This is a genomic window from Sphingomonas sp. 1F27F7B (assembly GCF_005503355.1).
Taxonomy (GTDB): Bacteria; Pseudomonadota; Alphaproteobacteria; order Sphingomonadales; family Sphingomonadaceae; genus Sphingomonas.
This window is the reverse complement of the sequence record NZ_SCMK01000009.1, coordinates 72,404-94,183: the sequence shown is the minus strand read 5'-3', so window position 1 is coordinate 94,183 and position 21,780 is coordinate 72,404. Positions and strand designations below refer to the sequence as shown.

Below are 21,780 nucleotides of genomic sequence, written 5' to 3'. Positions count from 1 at the left end.
TCACTTGCCCGTCATGTTGCCGGCGGCGGCGTTGGCGGCCGGCACGGTCTCGTTGGTGGCGGCCGGTTCGGCGGCGGCATTGGCCTCGGCGGCCGGCGCGGCGGCGTTCTGCGCGGCCTCGGCAGCCGCCGCGGCGGCGACCTCGGCCGGCATGGTGCCGCCCTTCGACTTCACCCACTGGGCGAATTCGGCCGGCGACACGGCTTCCACCGCGATCGGCATATAGGCGTGGCGCGCGCCGCACAGCTCGGAGCACTGGCCGAAATAGAGGCCCGGCTTCTCGATGATGAAGCTCGTCTCGTTGAGCTTGCCCGGCACCGCGTCGAGCTTGATCCAGAAGGCGGGGACCGCCCAGCTGTGGATCACGTCCTGCGCCGTGGTGATCAGGCGGATCGGCACGCCGACCGGCAGCACGACGCGCTGGTCGGTCGCGAGCAGGCGCGGGCCGTCGGCATCGGTGCGATAGCGCTGGCCGGCCGGAACCTGGCTCTGCTCCTTGAGCATGTTGGCGGTCAGCTGGATGCCGCCATTGTCGGGATATTCATAGCTCCAGAACCACTGGTTGCCGATCGCCTTCAAGGTGATCGCATCCTTGGGCGCGGGCTTGAACTGCGCGGCGAGCAGCTTGATCGACGGCACCGCGATGGCGACCAGGATCAGCACCGGCACCAGCGTCCAGACGATCTCGATGACGGTGTTGTGCGCGGTCCGCGACGGCGTCGGGTTGGCGGCGCGGCGATAGCGGAAGATCACCCACGCCAGCAGAATCAGCACGAAGACCGAGATGGCGGTGATCAGCGGCAGCAGGATGTAGTTGTGGAAATCATGCGCCTCGCGGCCGGTGGCGGTCACCTGCGGCTGCAGCGTGATCGCGTCGGCCGTCGGCTGGCCGATTCCCGGTGCCGCCTTGGTCAACGGCTTGCCCGAAGCATCGAGCGTGGGATCGGCGACTGCCGGCGTGGCGGCCGCTGCCGGAGCGGCGGCGTTCGCGACCGGCGCCGCGGTGTTTGCAACAGGCTCCTGGGCCGAGGCGGGCGTGGCGAACGCCATCCCCGCCGCCAGGAGGATCGAAGTCAACCCAAGCATGCGCATCGTCTATCTTCACCCTGTTCCGCAAGAGCCCCGGGCTGGGAAAGGATTACCCCCAGTGCAACTGGCGTATACGAGCCACGCATCCATTCTCAACCCTTTTTGATCGCCCGTTGCGGTCGTTGGAGGCTGGTCCTAAGGGAAATCGACAATCCCGACGACGATGGAGCGCGCATTGGAAGGCAACGCAATTCTGGACGAGTTTCGTGCTGCAGGTGCGTTGCTCGAGGGCCATTTCATCCTGTCTTCCGGCCTTCGTTCTCCCATCTTCTTGCAAAAGATGCGTATTTTCGAGGATCCCGCGCGCACCGGGCGTGTGTGCGGTGCACTAGGAAAGCTGATCCGCGAATCATTCGGCGAGGTCGACATGGTCGTCTCGCCGGCGATCGGCGGAATCATCCCGGGCTATGAGACGGCCCGGGCGCTGGGCTGCAAGGCGGTGTTCGTCGAGCGCGAGGACGGCGAGTTCCAGCTGCGCCGCGGCTTCGAGATTCCCGAAGGCGCGCGGATCGTGATGGTCGAGGACATCGTCACCACCGGCCTTTCGTCGCGCGAGTGCATCGCCGCGATCCGCAAGCATCCGGGCGAGCTGCTCGGCGCCGCCTGCATCGTCGACCGCTCGAACGGCAAGGCGGATGTCGGCGTGCCCCTGGTGTCGCTGCTCAGAATGGACGTGCCGGCCTATCCGGCCGACCAGCTCCCGCCCGAGCTGGCGGCGATCCCCGCGATCAAGCCGGGCAGCCGGGCGATCACGGCATGAGGAGGCGCCAGCGGTGACCGGCAAGCTTCGGGAGTCGTCGGGCGAACGTCTTCGCCTGGGGGTCAACATCGATCACGTCGCCACCGTGCGCAACGCGCGCGGCTCGGGCTATCCCGATCCAGTCCGAGCCGCCCTGCTCGCGGCTGAGGCGGGAGCCGACGGCATCACCGCGCACCTGCGCGAGGATCGCCGGCACATCACCGACGACGACATCGCCCGGCTTTCCGCCGAGCTCACCGTGCCGCTCAACCTCGAGATGGCGGCGACCGACGAGATGCTGGCGATCGCGCTGCGCCACCGCCCGCACGCCGTGTGCATCGTGCCCGAGAAGCGCGAGGAGCGCACCACCGAGGGCGGGCTCGACGTCGCCGGGCATTCCGCTCACCTGGCGCCGATGGTCGCGCGGCTGCGCGACAATGGCAGCCGCGTCTCGCTGTTCGTCGAGCCCGACGAGCGCCAGATCGACGCGGCGCTGCGCCTGGGCGCGCCGGTCGTCGAGTTCCACACCGGCCGCTATTGCGAGCTGGCCGAAGCCGATCGCGCGCCGGAGCTGCGCCGCATCGCCGACGCCGCGGCGCTGGCGGCCAAGGCGGGGATCGAGCCGCATGCCGGCCATGGCCTGACCTTCGACAATGTGATCCCGATCGCCGCGATCCCGCAGCTCCTGGAGCTCAACATCGGCCATTTCCTGATCGGCGAGGCGATCTTCGACGGGCTCGCCCCGGTGATCCGCCACATGCGTGCGCTGATGGACGAAGCCCGGTGAGCCGGCGCGCCGACTTCGTCCGATCCCAGCTGCGCGCGCGCCGCCACTTCTTCCTGTTCTTTTTCCCGATGTGCGCCCTCATCGCCCTGGGCGCGATCCTGAGCGATGCATCGGACGGCAAGCCGTTTGGCTGGCAGAACCTGTTGATTGCTACGGGAATCGCAGTTGGCGGAGGCGTGGTCTACTTCGTTTCCGGCCTGATCCTGCAATTCGTGCAGGCGACGTCGGGCGAGGACGGGCGGCCATGATCCTCGGCCTCGGTTCGGACCTCTGCAATATCGAGCGGATCCAGAAGTCGCTGGACCGTTTCGGGACACGGTTCGAGGCGCGCAGTTTCACCGAGATCGAGATCGCCAAGGCGAAGACCCGCCCCCATAACTATGCCGCTACGCTCGCCAAGCGCTTCGCTGCCAAGGAAGCCTTCTCCAAGGCCGTGGGAACCGGCTTCAAGCGAGGCGTGTTCATGAAGGACATCGGTGTCGTCAATTCGCCCTCCGGCGCCCCCACCCTGGCGCTCACCGGCGGGGCCAGGGCGAGGCTTGACGCCATCACCCCGGCGGGTCACGTCGCCAAGGTGCACCTGACGCTGACGGACGATCATCCCTGGGCGTTCGCCATGGTGATGATCGAGGCGGTGAAGGAAGGTTGATGGCGGCGGAGGAATCGGCCCTGAATCACCAGGCCAGTCACGAAGCGATCGAGGAAGCGGAAGGCCGCCCGCGCACCGATTGGTGGGCGGAGGCGCGCGGCATCCTTTGGCTCGTGCTCGCCGTGCTCGGTTTCCACAGCCTGATCGCCAAGCCCTTCTTCATTCCCAGCGAATCGATGCTGCCCGGGCTGCTTGTCGGCGACCGCCTGGTCGTGACCAAATACCCCTATGGCTATAGCTGGGTGACGCCGACCTTCCACGTGCTGCCCTTCATCCCCGGCCGGCTGTTCGGCCGCCTGCCCGAGCGCGGCGACGTCGTGATCGTCACGCCGCCGGGCACCAGCACCGATTATATCAAGCGCGTGATCGGCCTGCCGGGCGATACCGTCGCGGTGCGCGCCGGCATCGTCTATCTCAACGGCCGCGCCGTCCCGCGCCGCGCGATGGGCGACCGGCTGATCCCGGTCGACGCCAATACGCGCTGCGAATCCGATCCGGACAAGGGCGGTTCGCGCTTTTATGCGGGGCGCCGAATCACCGCCGCCGACGGCAAGCCCTATTGCCGCCTGACCATCTTCCGCGAGACGCTGCCCAATGGCCGCTCCTACGACGTCGCCGATCTCGGCGTGTCGGAGGGCGACAATTACGGGCCGGTCTCCGTGCGTGCGGGCCGTGTCTTCCTGATGGGCGACAATCGCGACAATTCGGCCGACAGCCGCTTCCCGCTGTATCAGAACGGACTCGGCGGCCCGGTGCCCTGGGAGAATATCGGCGGCCGCGCCGAGTTCATCACCTTCAGCCTCGACGGCAGCGCCAGCTGGAACCCGCTGACCTGGCCCCGATCCTTCCGCCCCGGCCGCGCCGGCACTTCCCTCCACCCGCAACGGGACAGTCACTGATGAGCGATCCGCTTGCCTCCGCGAAGGTCCATGTGGTCCAAGAGCCGGGCCCCAACGAGCTGCGCGACCCGATGGTGCGTGCCGAACTGAAGAAGGCGAGCGTCTGGTTCGGCCTCGCCATTGCGGTCGCCCTCTTCGTCTTGCTGGTCCAGCCGATCCTGATCATCTTCGGCGGGCTCGTCTTCGCCTCGATGCTCGACGGCGGCGCGCGGTTGCTCGGCCGCATCCTGCCCATTCCGCGCGCGCTGCGGATCGTGATCGTCGTCCTGCTGGTGATCGCCTTCTTCGCGGGCATCTTCTACCTGACCGGCGTGCAGATCGCCGCCCAGGCCGAGCAGCTGCGCACCACGCTGGACGTGCAGGCGAACAAGGTCGCGCAATGGGTTGCCGATCTGGGCCTGATGCCCGGGCGCTCGGATCTCAGCGGCCTCGTCCAGCAGGCGCTGGGCAGCGTCGGGCGGCTTACTTCCGCCGTGGGAACGGTGTTCGGTGCGGTCTCGTCGCTGCTGATGATCGTGATCATCGGCCTGTTCGTGGCGCTGGAGCCGCGCATCTACGAGCGCGGCCTGCAATGGATGGTGCCAAGGGACGCGCGCGACGCGTTCGCGCTCACGATCAGCCGCATGGCAACGACGATGCGCCGCCTGCTCGCCGGGCGCCTGTTCGGCATGCTCTTCGAAGGGGTGGTCACCGCCTTCTTCCTGTGGCTGGCCGGCGTGCCGATGGCGCTGCTGCTCGGCATCATCACCGGCGTGCTCGCCTTCATTCCCAATATCGGCGCCTTCATCTCCGGCGTGATGATGGTCTCGGTGGGCTTCAGCGCCGGCACCGACACCGGGATCTGGGCGATCATCATCTATTTCGGCGTGCAGAATTTCGACGGCTATGTCGTGATCCCGATGGTCGCGCGGCGCACGGTGGACATGCCGCCGGCGCTCACGCTCTCGTCGCAGATCCTTGCCAGCACCCTGTTCGGCGTGCTCGGCCTGGCGCTTGCCGATCCGATCGTCGCGATGATCAAGGTCGCGCTGGAGAGCGAGGCGGAGCGGGCGGCCCGTGCCGCCGACGAACCGTCGCCGCGGTCCAAATGGCGCGTCCGGCTGCGCCGCGGATATGAGGAGGAGGCGCCCACGCCGCTCGAGCCGCCGGCAGGTGCGGCATGATCCTCTACGACTATTTCCGTTCCTCGGCCGCCTATCGCGTCCGCATCGCGCTGAACCTGAAGGGCGTGGCATATGCGCGACGCGACATCATGCTGCTCGAGAACCAGCAGCGTTCGCCCGAGCATCTCGCGCGCAACCCCCAGGGCTTCGTCCCCGCGCTGGAAGCCGATGGCAAGGTGATCACCCAGAGCCTGGCGATCATCGAATGGCTCGATGCGCGCCATCCCGAGCCGAGGCTGATCCCCCCCGATCCCGATGCCCGCGCCGCGGCGATGGCCCGGGCGCTCGTCGTCGCGGCGGATACCCACCCCCTCAACAATCTGCGCGTGATGCGGCGGCTGAAGGAGATGGGCGTGGACGAGGACGGGCGGAACGCCTGGACGCGCCACTGGATCGCGGAGGGCTTCGCCGCGCTGGAGGCGATGGCGGGGGAAGGGCCGTTCCTTGGCGGCGGCGCGCCCGGAATCGCCGATCTCTGCCTGGTGCCCCAGATGTACAATGCCCGGCGCTTCGCAACGCCGCTCGACGATTTCCCCCGGCTGGTCGCGATCGACGCGGCGGCCACTGCGCTGCCGGCCTTCGCCGCCGCCCATCCCGACGCGGTGGCGCCAAAGTGAGGATATCCGGGCTGGCGGCGGGCCTCCTGCTCGCCGGCCCCGCTCTCGCACAGGAACAGGATCAGGAACAGGACCGGGCCGAGATCGTCGTCACCGGCCGCGGGCTCGCGGCGCCGCCGGGCGACGCTGCCTATGACGTGGTGACGATATCGCGCGATCGCATCGCCGGCACCGCCAGCGGCCGGCTGGAGGATGCGCTGCGCGACGCCGCCGGCCTCGCCCAGTTCCGCCGCTCCGATTCGCGCTCGGCGCATCCGACCTCGCAGGGCATCACGCTGCGCGGCCTGGGCGGCAATGCCTCCAGCCGCGCGTTGCTGCTGCTCGACGGCGTGCCCCAGGCCGATCCGTTCGGCGGCTGGGTCGCCTTTCCCGCCTATCTCCCCGTGCGGCTGGCGGGCGCGCGGATCGTGCGGGGCGGGGGCAGCGGCTATGCCGGACCCGGCGCGCTCGCCGGCACGATCGAGCTGGAGAGCGGTAGCCCGGCGCAGCTCGGCCATCTTTCGCTGGGTGCGCTCTACGGCAGCCGCGACAGCCTCGACCTGTCGGGCGTGGGCGCCGCCGATCTCGGGCGCGGCTTCGTGACGCTTGCCGGCCAATATGCCCGGGGGGATGGCTTCACGCCGATCGTCGCAGGAGATCGCGGCCCCGTCGACCGCCCGGCGCCCTATGAGCAGGCCGCCATCGCATTGCGCGCGGTAACCGGCCTCGGCGCCGATACCGAGCTCCAGGCCAATCTCTCCGCCTTCACCGATCGCCGCGACCGGGGCGTCGACTTCACCCGCGTGCGGAGCGAGGGCGCCGATGCGAGCCTTCGCCTGGTCGGCCGCGGCGCCTGGGGCTGGTCGGCGCTGGCCTGGCTCCAGACGCGCGGCTTCGCCTCGGGCTTCGCCAGCGTCAACGATGCGCGCACCATCGTCGCGCCGACGCTCGATCAATATGCCGTGCCTGCCACCGGCCTGGGCGGGCGGCTCGAGATCGCGCCGCCGATCGGCGGCGGCATGACACTTCGCCTGGGCAGCGATCTGCGCCGGGTCTCGGGGCGGACCGAGGAACTGTTCGCCTATGCCGGCGGCCTGCCCACGCGCCGCCGGGTCGCGGGCGGGGCGAGCGCGACCATCGGCGTCTTTGCCGATGCCAGCCGGGAAAGCGGCCCGCTGACGCTCAGCCTGGGCGGCCGGCTCGATCATTGGGACATTACCGGCGGCGCGCTGGCCGAGACGTCGCTGGCACCCGGCCCGGTGCTCACCGACAGCCATTTCCCCGATCGCCGCGGCTGGGAAGCCACCGGCCGCGCCGGCGCCGCCTATCGGCTGGGCGGCGTCACGCTGCGGGCCGCCGCCTATCGCGGCTGGCGGCTGCCGACGCTCAACGAACTTTATCGCCCCTTCCGCGCCGGCGCGGACGCGACTGCGGCCAATGCCGCGCTCGATCCCGAACGGCTGACCGGAGCGGAGATCGGCATGGACTGGCGCCCCATGCCTTCGCTGACGCTCCGCGCCACCGGCTATTGGAACCGGCTGCGCGGCGCGATCGCGAACGTGACTCTTGCCCAGGGGCCCGGCAATTTTCCCGGCATCGGCTTCGTCTCGGCAGCGGGCTTCTATCGCCGGCGGCAGAATCTCGATGCCGTGACCGCCAGGGGTATCGAGCTCGACGGGCGCTGGGCGGCCGGCGCCCTCAGCGTGGCGGCATCCTATGCCTTTGCCGATTCGCGCGTCTCGGCATCTGGCGTTGCGGCGTCGCTCGACGGCCTGCGCCCGGCCCAGACCGCGCGGCACCAGGCCAGCGCCGCGCTCGGCTGGGCGCGGGGCGATGCCGGGGCGTCGCTCACTGCCCGCTATGCCGGCCCGCAGTTCGAGGACGACCAGAACAGCCGCACGCTGAAGGGCGCCTTCACGCTGGATGCTGCCGCCGCGCTGCCGCTTACCCGAAGCTTCGCACTCGAAGCGCGGGCGGAGAACATCTTCGACGCCGAGGTCCAGGCCGGGATCAGCGGCCCGGGCGTGATCGAGCGCGCCCTGCCGCGAACCTTGTGGCTGGGCGCTCGGCTGAAGCTGCGCTGAGCCGCTACCGGATGGGCGAGCGTTCGCGCACCATGCGATCGAACAGGGCGAGATATTCTGCGATCGAGTCGCCGGCTGCCGCTACCGGGGTGGGGCGCACCGCATCCGGCGCCAGCCAATGGTCGAGCGCCCCGACCAACGCCGCACCATCCTCGCGCTCGACCACCGTGCCCAGTTCGGGCGCATGGACGATCTCGCGCACCGCGACGCTCGATTCGGTCGATACCACCGGCGTCCCCACCGAAAGCGCCTCGCGCAGCACGCCCGGCACGCCTTCATAGTCCGACGTCAGCACCGCCACCGCCGCGCTCCTGAGCGCGGGCAGCGGGTCGCCGGCATGGCCGGGCATGGTCACCCGGTCGCCCAGCCCCAGGGCGGCGACCTGTGCCTCGAGCGTGCCGCGCGCGCCGCCTTCGCCGAGCAGCAGCAGCTTCACCTGCTTGTCGGCCAGCTGCGGCAGGGCAGTCAGCAGCCGGTCCCAGCGCTTCTGCGGCTCCAGCCGTCCGACGCCGATCAGATAGCGGCCCTCGGGCAGCGCCACCGGGGCGGCGCCTGGAATGGTGCGGGCGGGCGGATTGGCGATCACGCTCACGCGCTCCGGCGACATTCCCATCTCGGCCATCGCTTCCGCCGCCATCGCCGGGGTCATGGCCACGGCATGGGTCAGGAAGCGCGGATGCAGCCGCAACCAGCGCCGATAGCGCCATGCCGCGCCCTGCGAGAGTTCGGGGCGCACCAGCGCGTTGGAGACCTTGCCGACGATCGGCGGCGCGGCGCGGCCCAGCCGCAGCCGGGCGAGCGCAGTGACTCCGGTATAGCGGTTGCCGGGGCAGAACAGCAGGTCCGGGCGCGCGCGCCGCACTTCCTCGGCAAGCCGGAACAGCGCCTGGTGCCGTCCGTCGCCCAGCTCGATCAGTTCGATCCCGTCGGGGATTTCCGCGGCCAGCGGCCCCTCGCGGCTGCCCAGCACCAGCGTCACGCGCCGCCCCGCTGCGCGCCATCCGGCAGCCATGCGCAGCATCGCCCGCTCCACGCCGCCGCCCTGCAATTGCTGGGCATAGGTGAGGATATGCTGTGCGGTTTCGGAATGGGTGCGGTGCAACATAGGCCTTGCGGATTGCCATCCTTAAGCCCAAATCGCCCCCGCAATAAACCGCAATCTGCTGCCACCAGCCATTTTCGTGCTTGTACGAACTGGGGGGCTGTACGTCGCGAGACGCGGATAAAATACTGGAAATGCCCGTTTTGGGCGGCGGAATGTGAAGCAGTGAACGAACCAAGTCTGGAGGCTTCGTTGAACACGAGCGTAGTCGAGGCCGTCCCCCTCCCGGGTGCGCCCGACCTTGCGGGTCTCGAACCCGTCGAAAGGATCAGGCGCCGCTGGCCGGCGATTCTCGGCGGCGCGCTGACGCTGCTCATGATCGTGGCGCTGGGCCGCGAGCTGTTCGGCTCGGGGCTGCAGGGCCTCTATCGCAGCCTGCCGACCAACCCGCTCTTCTACCTGGTCTTCGCACTCTATTATGTCGGGCCGCCGACCTTCGACTATGTGATCTTCAAGCGGCTGTGGCATATCCCGCTCGCCGGGCTTGTCGCGCTTCACAAGAAGCGCATCTCGAACGAAGTGCTGTTCGGCTATTCGGGCGAGGCCTATTTCTACGCCTGGGCGCGCCAGCGGACCCAGATGGTCGCGGCGCCGTTCGGCGCGGTGAAGGACGTGATGATCCTGTCGGCCATTGCCGGCAATGCGATCACGCTGATCATGATGATCGTCGGCCTGCCGCTCTATCTGGGCCTGGTGCCGCCGCAGTGGAAGGGCGCGGTGCTCGGTTCGGTCGTCGTGCTGGTGCTGATGTCGGTTCCGTTCCTGCTCCTCTCCAAGCGCGTCTTCTCCCTGCCGCGCCGCGAGCTGTGGTGGGTCTTCCTGGTACATTGCGCGCGCATCGTCACCGGTTCGCTGCTGGTCTCCATCGCCTGGCATCTGGCGATGCCGAACGTCTCGATCGGCGTGTGGCTGATGATGGCCGCAGGCCGCCTGCTCGTCTGGCGCCTGCCGCTGGTGCCGAGCAAGGAAGCCGCCTTCGCCGCGATCACCGGGGTGGTTATCGGCCAGGGTTCGGCCATGTCCGAGCTGATGGCGCTGATCGCCGGCCTCACGCTTCTCATCCACGTCGCCCTGATCGGAGGTTTCAGCGTGCAGGCCCTGGTCACGAGGAACAAGCAGCCATGATCCGCTCTTCGATCGCCCCGATGGCGGCCGCGCTCTTCCTCGTCGCGACGCCCGCCGCCGCAGCCGCGCAGCAGGATCCGGTCGACGGCAATTGCGCCACGCGTGCCGGTGTGCCGCTCTACGTCAACATCACCGGCCTCAAGGATCGGACCGGGCGCCTGAAGCTCGAAATCTATCCGCCGAACGAGGAGGATTTCCTGCGCGACGACACGTCGTTGAAGCGGGAGAACAAGCCGTTCCGCCGTATCTGGGCGCAGACGCCGCCCTCGGGGCCCGTCCGGTTGTGCATCCGCGCGCCGGGGCCGGGCACCTGGGCGGTGCTGTTCACCCACGATCGCGACGGCAAGAACAAGTTCAATTTCTGGGAGGACGGCGCCGGCTTCCCGAGCAACCAGAAGCTTGGCCGCAGCCGGCCCAAGGTGCGCCAGGCGCTGGTCAATGTCGGCCCCGGGGGTGGACAGATCACGATCAAGGCCCAATATCTCAAGGGCCTGGGCGGTTTCGCGCCGCTGGACGACTGAGGGGCGGGGGCGCATGCGCATCGTCGACGTCAACGAGTTCTACTCGCCGACCGGCGGCGGCGTGCGCACCTATCTCGATCGCAAGATGGGGCTCATGGCCGATATGGGCCATGAGCTGACCGTCATCGCCCCCGCGCTCGAATCGAGCGTCGAGGAGCGTCCCGGCGGCGGCCGCATCTTCTGGGTCAAGGCGCCGCCGCTGATCCTCGATCGCAACTATGGCATCTTCGTCCATGACGAGCCGGTATGGGATCTGCTCGACGCGCTGAAGCCCGACATCGTCGAGACCAGCTCGCCCTGGCTTCCCGCCTGGACGGTGGCGCGCTGGCAGGGCGATGCGGTGAAGGTGTTCTTCGCGCATGGCGACAATATCGGCGCCTATCCGCAGCGCTGGCTCGACAGCGTGGCGACGCCGATCCAGGTCGAGCGGGCCTTTGCCTGGTACACCCGGTACATGAGCCGCTTCCTCCAGCATTACGACGCGTTCGTCACCAACGGTCCGGCACTGGCCAAGCGCTTTCGCCGGCGGGGCATGACGGTCCACGCCTCGATGCCGCTGGGGATCGAGCGGCAATGGTTCTCGCCCCAACTGCGCGACGAGAAGCTGCGCGTCGCGCTGCTCGCCCAGCTCGGCCTGCCGCCGGAAGGGCATTTGCTGCTCGGCCTCGGCCGGCACCACAAGGAGAAGCGCTGGCCGCTGGTGATCGACGCGGTCGAGGCGGCGGCGAACGATCTGCCCGTCGGCCTGATGCTGATCGGCGACGGCCCGCAGCGCCGCCAGCTGGAGGACCGGATCGCCGGCAGCCCGCACATCAAGATCTTCCGCCCGGTCTATGACCGGGTGCGTTTCTCGCGGATCATGGCCAGCTGCGATGCGCTGATCCATGGTTCCGACGCCGAGCCCTTCGGTCTCGTCGCGTCCGAGGCGCTGGCTTCGGGCCTGCCGCTGATCGGGCCCGACGAAGGCGGCTTCGCCGAGCTCGCCGACCCGCTGTTCGCCGAAACCTATCGCGCGCGCGATGCCTATTCGGCCGCGGCCGCGATCCGCCGGATGTTCGGCCGCGAGCAGGCCATCCTGCGCAATGCCGCCCGCGTCGCCGCCGGCAAGGTGCGCAGCGACGCCGATCATGCCGCCGAGCTGATGGCCTATTATGAAGGCTTGCTTGCGGCGAGGCGCGGCGGTGCCGGCTTGCGTGCCGTCGGCAGCGCATAGACCGAGATGTTGAGATTGCCGAGCGGCCAGCGGCCGCGCAGGCGATAGCCCAGCTCCTCCATCCGCTGCACCGCCCGCCGATGCGATTCCATGCGCTCGCCGAAATAGGCGGGGCGCATCACCACGATCTCCGGCGGCTGGGCGAAGATGCGGTCGATCTCCTGGAGCTGGTCCACGCCCAGCGCGCCATTCTCGCGCTCGCGCGAGAGGTGGCTCGGGAAGACCCAGGGCGACACCGTGCAGCGGCCGGTATAGCCGTAGAGGATCGAGTTGCCCGAATAGACGTACATGCAGCCCGGGCCGCGGCCGATGCCGTCGGCCAGCGCCTGTAGCTGCGCGGCATTGCCGCGATGCAATCTGGTGCCGACCAGCCTCGCTTCCCCGCCGATGGCGGCGACGATCAGCAGCGCCGGCGCCACCCATTTGCGACCGGTCCGGGTGCCGCCCAGATAGCCGGCGCAGCACAGGCTCGCGGGCAGCAGGACCGGCAGCGCATAGTGATTGAACCAGGTGCCGAACAGCAGCAGCCCGATCACGGCGGCGATGAGCCAGCCGAAGAGCAATGCGCGGACCGGATGCTCGCTGCGTTCGCCCACCGGCACATGGCGCGAGAGCCCGGAGACGATCAGCAGCGGCGCCAGCATCAGCGCGACTTCCAGGAAATTGTTGAGCAGCACCCTTGGCGGATCGCTCTGCCGCGCCAGGATCGAGCCGAAATTGGCGTAGAACCAGGGGTCGCCATGGCCCAGGAGGATGAACGTCGCCCAGGCGGCGAAGGTGGGTAGCCACACCGCCGCTGCCCACAGCGCGCCGCGGCGCATGACGTGCACCATGCTGGTCCCGAGCCGCGCTTCGTTCCACATCAGCCACAGGCCGAGGAATATCGCCTCGAAGACGACCGAATATTTGACCTGCATCGCCAGGCCGACGATCAGCATCGCCGCAGTGGCACGGTGAATGCGCCGGCGGTCACCGCTCGCATCATCGGGGCGCGGCACGATCAGCAGCACGGCCCAGGCCATCAGCAGATTGTAGAACACCGGCGCCTGTCCGCCCTGGCCGTCGGCGAAATTGATCATGAACAGGTAGAGCAGCGCGCCGGCGAGGCCGCCCCGGCCCCAGCCCGCCTTGTCGGCGAGCCGCCAGATCAGCAGCGCGGTGCCCGTCACCGCGGCCAGCGCCATCATCTGATAGATCCAGATGCCGGCCGGAACCCCGAAGGCGGCGGGCAGCAGATAGATCAGGAACAGCCCCACCGGCTTGCGGTCCCAGATGTCGACAAAGGGAACGGCACCGTGCAGCATCTGCTGCGCGGTGACGAAATAGAATTCCTCATCGACATGGACGACGGGATTGCCGAAGGTGATCGCGCGCACCGCCACGGCGGCGAGCAGCAGGATCGACCAGCGCGGCAAGGCGGCGATCGCGGCGACCAGATCGGAAAGGCGAGCAGTCCGGCTCCCCAGCACTTCGGACTTGCTTGCCATCAGGAGCGCGGCGCCCCGGGCGGAAGGAGATGCAGCATGGTTTTCGAAAGGGCCCTTCCCGGTGAATTCTGATCCGTGCTTAGCGCCGAGGGCGCGTTCTGTCACGAACTCGCCACGAGAGCGCGGCAAGGCTTGCGACGAAATTGCTTGGGAACGCCACGAATGACGCTTCGCACCGATCGCCGCTCGCTTCTTCTCACCGGCACGCTGGGCCTGGGCGCGTTCGCCATTCCCGGCTTCGCCCTGGCCCAGGCGCTGGCCACCGGCTTCACCCACTCGGTCGCCAGCGGCGAGCCCGGGCAGGACATGATGCTGCTCTGGACGCGCTACGTGCCCGCCGATGGCGGCGCCGTGAAGCTGAGGGCCGAGATTTCGAAGACCGCGGATTTCGCGAAGATCGTCTCGGGCGGCGAGCAGATCACCGGCCCATGGCGCGATCACACCGCCAAGATCACCGTCGACGGGCTCGAACCCGGCACCAGCTATTTCTACCGCTTCGTGGCGCCCGATGGCGGCTTCTCGCCGGTCGGCAAGACGAAGACGCTGCCCGCCGGCAATGTCGGCCGCTTCGGCATCGGCGTCTTCTCCTGCTCGAACATGCCGTTCGGCTTCTTCAACGCCTATGGCCATGCCGCGGCGCGTGCCGATATCGACCTGTGGGTCCATCTCGGCGATTATCTCTACGAGTATAAGAAGGGCGGCTATGCGCCGGCCGGCGGCGCGGTGGCGGATCGCTGGCCCGAACCGGCGACCGAGATGGTCCATCTCGCCGATTATCGCCTGCGCTATGCCAGCTATCGCAGCGACCCCGATCTGCAGGAGCTGCACCGCGTCAAGCCGATGCTGATCCAGATGGACGATCACGAATCGACCAACAACAGCTGGGAAGGCGGCGCGCAGAACCATCAGCCGGACGAGGGCGACTGGAGCATCCGCAAGGCGGCCGCGCTGCAGGCGTTCAAGGAATGGCTGCCCGTCTCGGAGACGCCGTGGGGCAGCTACGATATCGGCGGCCTTGCCACCCTGTTCCGGACCGAGAGCCGCCTCCTCGCGCGCAGCGGTGAGCCCGATCTCGCGCCGCTGTTCCGCTCGGCCGATGCGCAGAAGGCCCTGATCGCCTTTCGCGACGGCGAGCTGCAGGATCCCGCGCGCACCATGCTCGGCACCGAGCAGGAGGCGTGGCTGGGCCATGCGATGAAGAAGTCGGTTCGCGCCGGCCAGAAATGGCAGCTGGTCGGCTTCGGCACGATCATGGGCAAGCAGCGCATGCCGGAGCAGGCGCTCGACTGGATCAAGCCCGATGCCCCCGCCCGCACCCGCGCCTATGTCCAGGCCGGGGTGATCGCGAGCAAGCTCGGCGTGCCGTCGGACCTCGACAATTGGGGCGGCTTCCCGGCGGCGCGTGCGCGCTTCCTCAAGTCCGCCCAGGCTGCGGGCGCGAATCTCATCGTGCTGTGCGGCGACAGCCACAATGCCTGGGCGTTCGACCTGGGACAGGACGGCAAGCCGGCCGGCGTCGAGTTCGCCGGCCACAGCGTCACTTCGCCCGGCTATGAGAACAGCACCACTACTGATCCGAAGATCATCGCCGCCGGCCTCGTCGCCGCCAATCCCGAGCTGAAATGGTGCGACACCAGCCGCCGCGGCTATATGGCGCTCACGCTCACTCCGGAAAGGGCGAGCAACGACTGGGTGTTCATGGACACGATCACCCAGCGCACGACCAAGGCCAGCGTCGGGCACACCGCCGTGGTCGCGCGCGGCCGCAACGTGATGAGCGCCTAGTCGCCGTTGCTTCGTCATCCCCGTGCAGGCGGGGATGACGAAGCTAGCTGAGCGTGAGCGCCGCCGCCAGGATAACCGCTCCGCCGAGCAGCGCGGCGGCGATCCAGCCGGCGCCCCGCCGGATCGCCGCGGCGGTCGCGGCGTCGTTCGGCGGCTGGGCTTCGATCCGCCGGATCGCGGCGCGCACCAGCCGCGGCGCATCGTCGCCCAGCCCCGCCAGCGTCCAGGCGAGCATGCCGCCGCTCGCCGCCAGCCGCCCCGGCGCGAAGCGCTCCGCCACCAGCCGCGCCGCCGCTCGTCGGATCGCATCGGACAAGTCGAAGCCCGGCGCGATCCGCGCGAGCACGCCGTCCATCGTCACAAATGCCTTGAACACGAGCAGCAGGTCCGGCGGCATCACCAGCCCTTCCTCGCGCAGCAGCCGGAGGAAATCGGGCACCATCTCCGCCATGACGATGCGCCCGCCGCCATGGCGCTGGACGATCTGCTCGGCGGCGCGGTCGATGCGGCCACGCGGCACGCCATGTCCTTCGGACCAGAGCGCCAGCGTCTCCGCGAGCGCCCGCGGATTGCCCCAGGCCAGCGACATCACGAAGCCGAGAAACTCCTCGCGCCGCCCCGGCCCGATATGGCCGATCGAGCCGAGATCGAGCAGCGCCAGCCGGTTGCCGGGCAGGCAGAGCAGGTTGCCGGGGTGCGGGTCGCCGTGGAAGCGGCCATGGACCAGCACCATCTCGATGACGAGATCGGCGCCGAGCTCGGCGATCGCCGCCGGATCGATCCCGCGCGCCTCCAGCGCCGCGGCGGAGAGCGGTTTCACGCCCTCGACATAGTCCATCACCAGCAGGGTTTCGCTGGTCCATTCCCAATGGATGCCGGGCACCAGCACATCGGGCTGACCGGCCAGGTCCTCGCGGATCCGATCGGCGTTGCGGCCCTCCTGGGTGAAGTCCAGCTCCTCGAGCATCGCCTGGCGCAGCTGTCGCGCGAGCGCCACCGGCTCGAAGCGCCGCGCCTCGGTGCTGCTCCGCTCGACCAGCGCGGCCAGCTCGGCGATCAGCCGCATGTCGGCTTCCATCGCGCGGCGTATGCCCGGCCGGCGGACTTTGAGCACCACCTCGCGCCCGTCCTTCAGCTGGGCGCGATGCACCTGCGCCATCGACGCGGCGGCGAGCGGTGCCGGATCGAAGCGTGCGAAGGCGGCTTCGGGCGGTTCGCCCAGCGCTTCCTCCACTGCCGCGCGGATCGCCTCGAAGTCCAGCGTCGGCGCGTCGCTGTGCAACTGCTCGAGTTCGGCGATCCATTCGGGCGGCAGCAGGTCGCCGCGCGTCGCGAGGATCTGGCCGATCTTCACGAAGCTCGGCCCCAGCGTCTCGAGCGCCAGCCGGGTGCGGCGCGGCAGCGGCGGCGCGTCGGCGTCCGTGTCCTCGCCCTCGCTCGCAAAGCCCAGCCGGGCGAGCAGCACGCCCAGCCCGAAGCGCGCGGCGACCGCGGCGATCTCGCCCACCCGGTCACGGTCGCGGGCAGTGGTGGCAATCAGCTTGATCATGCCGCGCCAACGCCGGTCCGGCGCGAACGCTCCCGCGTCAACCGGCGCGGCGCTCCAGGGCGAGCAGATATTCCTTGGCGTCCAGCCCGCCCGCGAAGCCGGTGAGCTTGCCGGTCGATCCGATCACGCGGTGGCACGGGGCGACGATCGAGATCGGGTTGCGCCCATTGGCGGCGCCCACCGCGCGCGATGCCTTGGGCCGGCCCAGCTTCGCGGCGATCTCGCCATAGGAGCGCGTCTCGCCAAAGGGGATGGCGAGCAGCTCGGCCCATACGCTCTTCTGGAAATCGGTCCCGCGGAAATCCAGCGGCAGGTCGAAGCGGGTGCGCGTGCCGGCGAAATATTCGCGCAGCTGGCTCTCGGCCGCGATCAGCACCGGATGTCCGCTGTCCCCGGTCGCCGCGCCCAGCTTCACGCGGTCGGGGGAATCATTCTCCCACAGGATCGCCACGAGGCCCGCGTCGCTCGCGACGAGAGTGAGCGCGCCGACGGGCGAGGGGATGGTCTTGGTCGACAAGGTCATATGTCTCTCCTTACCCTGCCGATATGGGCCGGCACGCGCGCCGCCGCTTCCCGCGCCTTGTCGTCAAAGCGTCAGTCGAGCGATTTGCTCGCCTGCTCGAACATGTCCTTGCTCAGCCCGGGCGCGGCGATGATCCGCTCCAGCTCGGCGCGCATCTTCGCCGCGCGCGCCGCGTCGAAGCGCTTCCACCGGCCGAGCGGCGGCACCAGCCTGGCCGCGGTCTGCGGATTGAGCCGGTCGAGCGCGATCAGCTGGTCGGCGACGAAGCGATAACCCCGGCCCGAGACATCGTGGAACGCCCGCTGGTTGACGCTGAACGCACCGATCAGCGCACGGGCCCGGTTCGGGTTCGCGAGCGTGAAGTCCTTGTGCGCCGCCAGCGCCTCGACGGCCTGTGCGGCATCGTCGCGCGACGAGAGCGCCTGGGTCTGGAACCATTTGTCGAGCACGAGCGCATTGCCCTGGTAGCGCTGGTAGAAGGCCGCCAGCGCCGCCTCGCGCTTGTCCGAACTGCCGTTGACCAGCGTGGTCAGCGCGCCCTGGCGGTCGGTCATGTTGTCCGCCGCCTCGAACTGGCCGAAGGCAAGCGCGGCGGCATCGTCCGCGCCACTCGCCGCGATATAGCCGAGCGCGACCGTCTTCAGGCGCCGCGCGCCCTTGGCGGCCGGCGAATATTCGAAGCGATTGGCCTGCGCCCCGTCATAGGCGGCGCGCCATTCGCTCTCCAGCGCCTTGCCCAGGTCCGCGCGCAGCGCTTCGCGTGCGGCGAAGATCGCGTCGGGATCGACGATCGCCATCTGGTCGCCGATGAAGCTGTCCGATGGAAGCAGCACCGCTTCGGCGACGAACGCCTTGTCGAGCGCCGAATCGAGCAGCGTGTTCCGTACCGCCTCGATCACCGCGCCATGCTCGCCCCTGCCGCCGGTCACCGCGGCGACCAGCGTGTCGAGCATCAGCTGCTGCATCGCCTCATAGCGGGCGAAGGGATCGTCGTCATGCGCCGAGAGGAAGGCGAGATCCCTGGCCGTGCGATTGGTCTCGACGATCACGGGGGCGGAGAAGCCGCGGTTGATCGAGAGCACCGGCGCCTCGGACAGGTTCTCGAAGACGATCTCCTGTGCGGCGTCCTTCAGGAGAACGAGCTGCTCGTCGCACATCGGCCGCCCGGTGATGCCGCCGAACAGCTTCAGCTTGAGCGGCAGCACCATCGGCTCCTTGGCCGGCTGGCCCGGCGTCGGCGGCACGGTCTGGGCGAGCTTCAGGCGCGCGCGGCCGCCCTCCTGGCTCAGCGTCGCCGAGACGCGCGGCGTGCCCGCCTGGCTGTACCAGCGGCGGAACTGGGTGAGGTCGACGCCGCCCGCCTCCTCCATGCAGCGAACGAAATCCTCGCAGGTGGCGGCGGTGCCGTCGAACCGGTCGAAATACAGGTCGGTCGCGGCGCGGAACTTCTCACGTCCCAGGATGGTCGACATCATCCGGATCACTTCGGCGCCCTTGTTGTAGATGGTCGCCGTGTAGAAGTTCGAGATCTCGATGTACGAATCCGGGCGCACCGGGTGCGCGAGCGGGCCCGAATCCTCGGGGAATTGCGACGCGCGCAGCCCGCGCACATCCTCGATCCGCTTGACCGCCTTCGAGCCCTGGTCGCCCGAGAAGCTCTGGTCGCGGAAGACGGTGAAACCTTCCTTCAGACTCAGCTGGAACCAGTCGCGGCAGGTGACGCGGTTGCCCGACCAGTTGTGGAAATATTCGTGCGCGACCACCGCGGCGATCGCGTCATAATCATAATCGGTGGCGGTGTCGGGATCGGCGAGGATGTAGCGGCTGTTGAAGACGTTGAGCCCCTTGTTCTCCATCGCGCCGAAATTGAAGTCGTCCACCGCGACGATGTTGAACACGTCGAGATCATATTCGCGGCCATAGACGCTCTCGTCCCAGGCCATCGACAGCTTCAGCGCGTGCAGCGCGTGATCGGTCTTGGGCAGATCGCCCTCGCGCACCCAGATGCCCAGATCGACCTTGCGCCCGCGCATCGTGGTGAAGGTGCCGCGATTGGCGACCAGGTCGCCCGCGACGAGCGCGAACAGATAGCTCGGCTTGGGGAACGGGTCGTGCCACTCGGCCCAGTGGCGCCCGTCGCCCGCATCGCCCCGCGCGACCGGATCGCCATTGGCCAGCAGCACCGGGAAGCGCGCCTTGTCGCCGGTCATCCGCACCTTGTACTTCGAGAGCACGTCCGGCCGGTCGGGGAAGAAGGTGATGCGGCGGAAGCCCTCGGCCTCGCACTGGGTGCAGAGCATGCCCGATGAGGCATAAAGGCCCTGCAACTGGGTGTTGCGTTCGGGCGCGATGGTCACGACGGTCTCGATCTCGTGCGCGTCGCCGGTGAGCGGGATGACGAGGTCGGGCCCCTCCATGCGCCAGCCCTGCGCTTCGGCGCCGTCGACTTTCACGCTTTCCGCCGCCAGCCCGTCGCCGTTCAGCACCAGCGGCCGGTCGTGCGCGCCGCTGCGCGCCACCTTCAGCGTGGCGCGCACCCGGGTCGCCATGGGATCGAGATCGAAGTCGAGCGCGATTTCGGGAACGGTCCAGTCGGGCGCGCGATACTCCTCGCGACGAGTGACGTGCGGAGTCTGCGGGGCGTTGAGAGCGTCTGCCATGGTGCCTCGGATATAGGCGCAAGCTCGGCGCTCGCCACCTTGAAAATCTGCCGGCTTGCGCCTGCGCCAAGCCGTGCTACCGAAGCGATATACCGAGTTACCGCCGAGAGGTTCCCCCACATGATCCGCACCACCACGCCGCTGGCCCTTGCGCTGATGCTGGCGATGCCCGCTTATGCCCAGAACGCGCCGGCACCCGTGCCCGCCCCGGCTCCCACCGCTGCCGAGCGCAATGCGATCATCAATGCCGAACTGCCCGCCGACCAGGCCGCGCTCAAGAGCCATGTGATGTTCCTCGCCTCGGACGTGATGAAGGGCCGCGAAGCCGGCAGCCCCGAGTTCGATATCGCCGCGCACTATGTGGCGTCGCAATTCTATGCGGCCGGGCTGAAGCCGGCGGGGGGCGAGGGCGGCTATCTGCAGAAGGTGCCGCTGGTCAGCGCCAAGCTCGACGGCCCCGGCACGATGACGGTGACGGGCAAGGGCGGCACGCCGGTCGCGCTCGAATTCGGCAAGGACTTCGTTTCCTCGGCCAATCCCGAGACGCCCAGCTATGCCGTCACCGCGCCGGTGGTGTTCGTCGGCTATGGCATCGTCGGCCAGGGCCGCGACGACTATAAGGGCGTCGATGTGAAGGGCAGGATCGTCGTCTATTTCGGCGGCGCGCCCGAAAGCTTCCCCGGCGAAGTCGCCGCGCATTTCTCCAACCCCGCCGCCAAGGCCGGGATCGCGGCGAAGCGCGGCGCGATCGCCACCATCACGCTCGAATCGCCGCGCACGGGCAAGGCCCCGCCTTTCAGCCTGTACGTCAACGCCGCGTCGCGGACGCGCTTCACCTGGAGCAATCCGGACGGCACCGGCCACATCGCCGCGCCGGGCACGCCCTCGGCCGGCGTGATCAGCCTGGCCGGCGCCGAGAAGCTGTTTGCCGGCGCCCGGCAGAAATGGGCCGACATCGCCAAGGCCGCCGCGGCGCCCGACGCGGTGTTCAAGGCAGAGGCGCTGCCGGTGCGCATCACTGTCGCCGCCAAGACCGCGCTGACGCCGGTGAAGAGCTACAATGTCGCCGGCATGCTGCCCGGGAGCGATCCGGCGCTGTCGAGGGAAGTGGTGGTCCTCTCCGCGCATCTCGATCACATCGGCGTCGGCCGGCCCGACAAGACCGGCGACACGATCAACAACGGCGCGCTCGACGATGCCGTCGGCATTGCGTCGCTGATCGAGGAAGCCAAGCGCTTCAAGACCGCCGCGACGAAGCCGCGCCGCTCGATCCTGTTCCTCGCGGTCACCGCCGAGGAGAAGGGGCTGGTCGGTTCGGACTATTTCGCCAACAATCCCACCGTGCCGATGTCGAGCATCGTCGCCGACGTCAATCTCGACATGCCGATCATCACCTACAAGTTCCAGGACATCGTGGTGTACGGCGCCGGCCATTCGACGCTGGGGCCGATCGTCGAGCGCGCGGGCAAGGCGATCGGCGTGCCGCTGTCCGACGATCCGCTGCCCGGCGAGAACATCTTCGTGCGTTCGGACCATTACAACTTCGTCCGCAAGGGCGTGCCTTCGGTCTTCCTCTGGCCGGGCGCGGGCGGTCCGGGCCGTGCCGCGATCGACGACTTCATGAAGAACCACTATCATCAGCCCTCGGACGAAATCGGCCAGCTGCCGGCGATCGACTGGGAATCGGGTGTGCGCTTCGTCGATGTGAACTATCGGATCGCGCGCGAGATCGCCGATGGCGACCAGCGGCCGATGTGGAACAAGGGCGATTTCTTCGGCCTCACCTATGACGGCGCGGGGGCCAAGTGA

19 protein-coding genes are annotated in these 21,780 nt (G+C 68.9%); 13 read left to right on the top strand and 6 right to left on the bottom strand.

What is annotated here, in order from left to right; genetic code table 11:
- Positions 1-1,092, bottom strand: a complete 1,092-nt coding sequence (gene coxB, locus FFS08_RS10505) for a cytochrome c oxidase subunit II (protein ID WP_137861664.1) — start codon at positions 1,090-1,092, stop codon at positions 1-3.
- A 160-nt stretch (positions 1,093-1,252) separates the two neighbouring features.
- Between coxB and pyrE the strand changes: the two genes are divergently transcribed.
- From pyrE to FFS08_RS10465, 8 genes are read left to right on the top strand one after another with little or no spacing between them, the layout of a single operon-like run.
- Positions 1,253-1,849 (top strand): orotate phosphoribosyltransferase, encoded by a 597-nt coding sequence (gene pyrE, locus FFS08_RS10500; RefSeq protein ID WP_212741990.1) that lies wholly within the window; start codon positions 1,253-1,255, stop codon positions 1,847-1,849.
- 13 nt (positions 1,850-1,862) lie between these two features.
- Positions 1,863-2,615 carry a pyridoxine 5'-phosphate synthase gene (locus FFS08_RS10495; protein ID WP_137861662.1) on the top strand — a complete coding sequence of 251 codons (753 nt, stop codon included), beginning with the start codon at positions 1,863-1,865 and terminating at the stop codon, positions 2,613-2,615.
- Entirely contained in the window at positions 2,612-2,863 is a 252-nt protein-coding gene (locus FFS08_RS10490; RefSeq protein WP_137861661.1) for a hypothetical protein, read from the top strand. Before FFS08_RS10495 ends, FFS08_RS10490 begins: the two co-directional genes overlap by 4 nt.
- The gene (gene acpS / locus FFS08_RS10485; RefSeq protein ID WP_137861660.1) at positions 2,860-3,264 is read left to right on the top strand and encodes a holo-ACP synthase; all 405 of its coding nucleotides are present in this window, start codon (positions 2,860-2,862) and stop codon (positions 3,262-3,264) included. Before FFS08_RS10490 ends, acpS begins: the two co-directional genes overlap by 4 nt.
- Positions 3,264-4,163, top strand: a complete 900-nt coding sequence (gene lepB / locus FFS08_RS10480) for a signal peptidase I (protein ID WP_137861659.1) — start codon at positions 3,264-3,266, stop codon at positions 4,161-4,163. The genes acpS and lepB overlap by 1 nt, the downstream gene beginning before the upstream one ends.
- A complete protein-coding gene (locus FFS08_RS10475) occupies positions 4,163-5,326 on the top strand; it encodes an AI-2E family transporter (RefSeq protein ID WP_137861658.1) in 1,164 nt (387 codons plus the stop codon). The genes lepB and FFS08_RS10475 overlap by 1 nt, the downstream gene beginning before the upstream one ends.
- Positions 5,323-5,943, top strand: coding sequence for a maleylacetoacetate isomerase (maiA, locus tag FFS08_RS10470; protein ID WP_137861657.1), 621 nt, complete (start codon positions 5,323-5,325; stop codon positions 5,941-5,943). The genes FFS08_RS10475 and maiA overlap by 4 nt, the downstream gene beginning before the upstream one ends.
- Positions 5,940-8,006 carry a TonB-dependent receptor gene (locus FFS08_RS10465; protein ID WP_137861656.1) on the top strand — a complete coding sequence of 689 codons (2,067 nt, stop codon included), beginning with the start codon at positions 5,940-5,942 and terminating at the stop codon, positions 8,004-8,006. Before maiA ends, FFS08_RS10465 begins: the two co-directional genes overlap by 4 nt.
- Positions 8,007-8,010: 4 nt before the next feature.
- On the opposite strand, the gene FFS08_RS10460 is transcribed toward FFS08_RS10465, so the two are convergent.
- The gene (locus tag FFS08_RS10460) at positions 8,011-9,111 is read right to left on the bottom strand and encodes a glycosyltransferase (RefSeq protein WP_137861655.1); all 1,101 of its coding nucleotides are present in this window, start codon (positions 9,109-9,111) and stop codon (positions 8,011-8,013) included.
- Positions 9,112-9,300: 189 nt separating this feature from the next.
- Between FFS08_RS10460 and FFS08_RS10455 the strand changes: the two genes are divergently transcribed.
- From FFS08_RS10455 to FFS08_RS10445, 3 genes are read left to right on the top strand one after another with little or no spacing between them, the layout of a single operon-like run.
- Positions 9,301-10,233, top strand: a complete 933-nt coding sequence (locus tag FFS08_RS10455; protein ID WP_171012560.1) for a hypothetical protein — start codon at positions 9,301-9,303, stop codon at positions 10,231-10,233.
- On the top strand, positions 10,230-10,754 hold the full coding sequence (locus tag FFS08_RS10450) for a DUF2141 domain-containing protein (RefSeq protein WP_137861654.1): 525 nt from the start codon (positions 10,230-10,232) through the stop codon (positions 10,752-10,754). The genes FFS08_RS10455 and FFS08_RS10450 overlap by 4 nt, the downstream gene beginning before the upstream one ends.
- A 13-nt stretch (positions 10,755-10,767) precedes the next feature.
- Entirely contained in the window at positions 10,768-11,967 is a 1,200-nt protein-coding gene (locus FFS08_RS10445) for a glycosyltransferase (protein ID WP_137861653.1), read from the top strand.
- Here the strand turns inward: FFS08_RS10445 and FFS08_RS10440 are convergent.
- Entirely contained in the window at positions 11,904-13,454 is a 1,551-nt protein-coding gene (locus tag FFS08_RS10440) for an ArnT family glycosyltransferase (protein WP_137861652.1), read from the bottom strand. The genes FFS08_RS10445 and FFS08_RS10440 overlap by 64 nt on opposite strands.
- Before the next feature lie 162 nt (positions 13,455-13,616).
- On the opposite strand from FFS08_RS10440, the gene FFS08_RS10435 reads away from it, so the two are divergent.
- Complete coding sequence (locus FFS08_RS10435; protein ID WP_137861651.1) at positions 13,617-15,239, top strand: alkaline phosphatase D family protein; 1,623 nt, start codon at positions 13,617-13,619, stop codon at positions 15,237-15,239.
- A 43-nt stretch (positions 15,240-15,282) separates the two neighbouring features.
- On the opposite strand, the gene FFS08_RS10430 is transcribed toward FFS08_RS10435, so the two are convergent.
- From FFS08_RS10430 to pepN, 3 genes are all read right to left on the bottom strand, one after another.
- A complete protein-coding gene (locus FFS08_RS10430; RefSeq protein WP_137861650.1) occupies positions 15,283-16,788 on the bottom strand; it encodes an ABC1 kinase family protein in 1,506 nt (501 codons plus the stop codon).
- A gap of 37 nt (positions 16,789-16,825) precedes the next feature.
- The gene (locus tag FFS08_RS10425) at positions 16,826-17,311 is read right to left on the bottom strand and encodes a methylated-DNA--[protein]-cysteine S-methyltransferase (protein ID WP_137861649.1); all 486 of its coding nucleotides are present in this window, start codon (positions 17,309-17,311) and stop codon (positions 16,826-16,828) included.
- 71 nt (positions 17,312-17,382) lie between these two features.
- Complete coding sequence (gene pepN / locus FFS08_RS10420) at positions 17,383-19,971, bottom strand: aminopeptidase N (RefSeq protein WP_137861648.1); 2,589 nt, start codon at positions 19,969-19,971, stop codon at positions 17,383-17,385.
- 120 nt (positions 19,972-20,091) lie between these two features.
- On the opposite strand from pepN, the gene FFS08_RS10415 reads away from it, so the two are divergent.
- The gene (locus FFS08_RS10415; protein ID WP_137861647.1) at positions 20,092-21,780 is read left to right on the top strand and encodes a M28 family metallopeptidase; all 1,689 of its coding nucleotides are present in this window, start codon (positions 20,092-20,094) and stop codon (positions 21,778-21,780) included.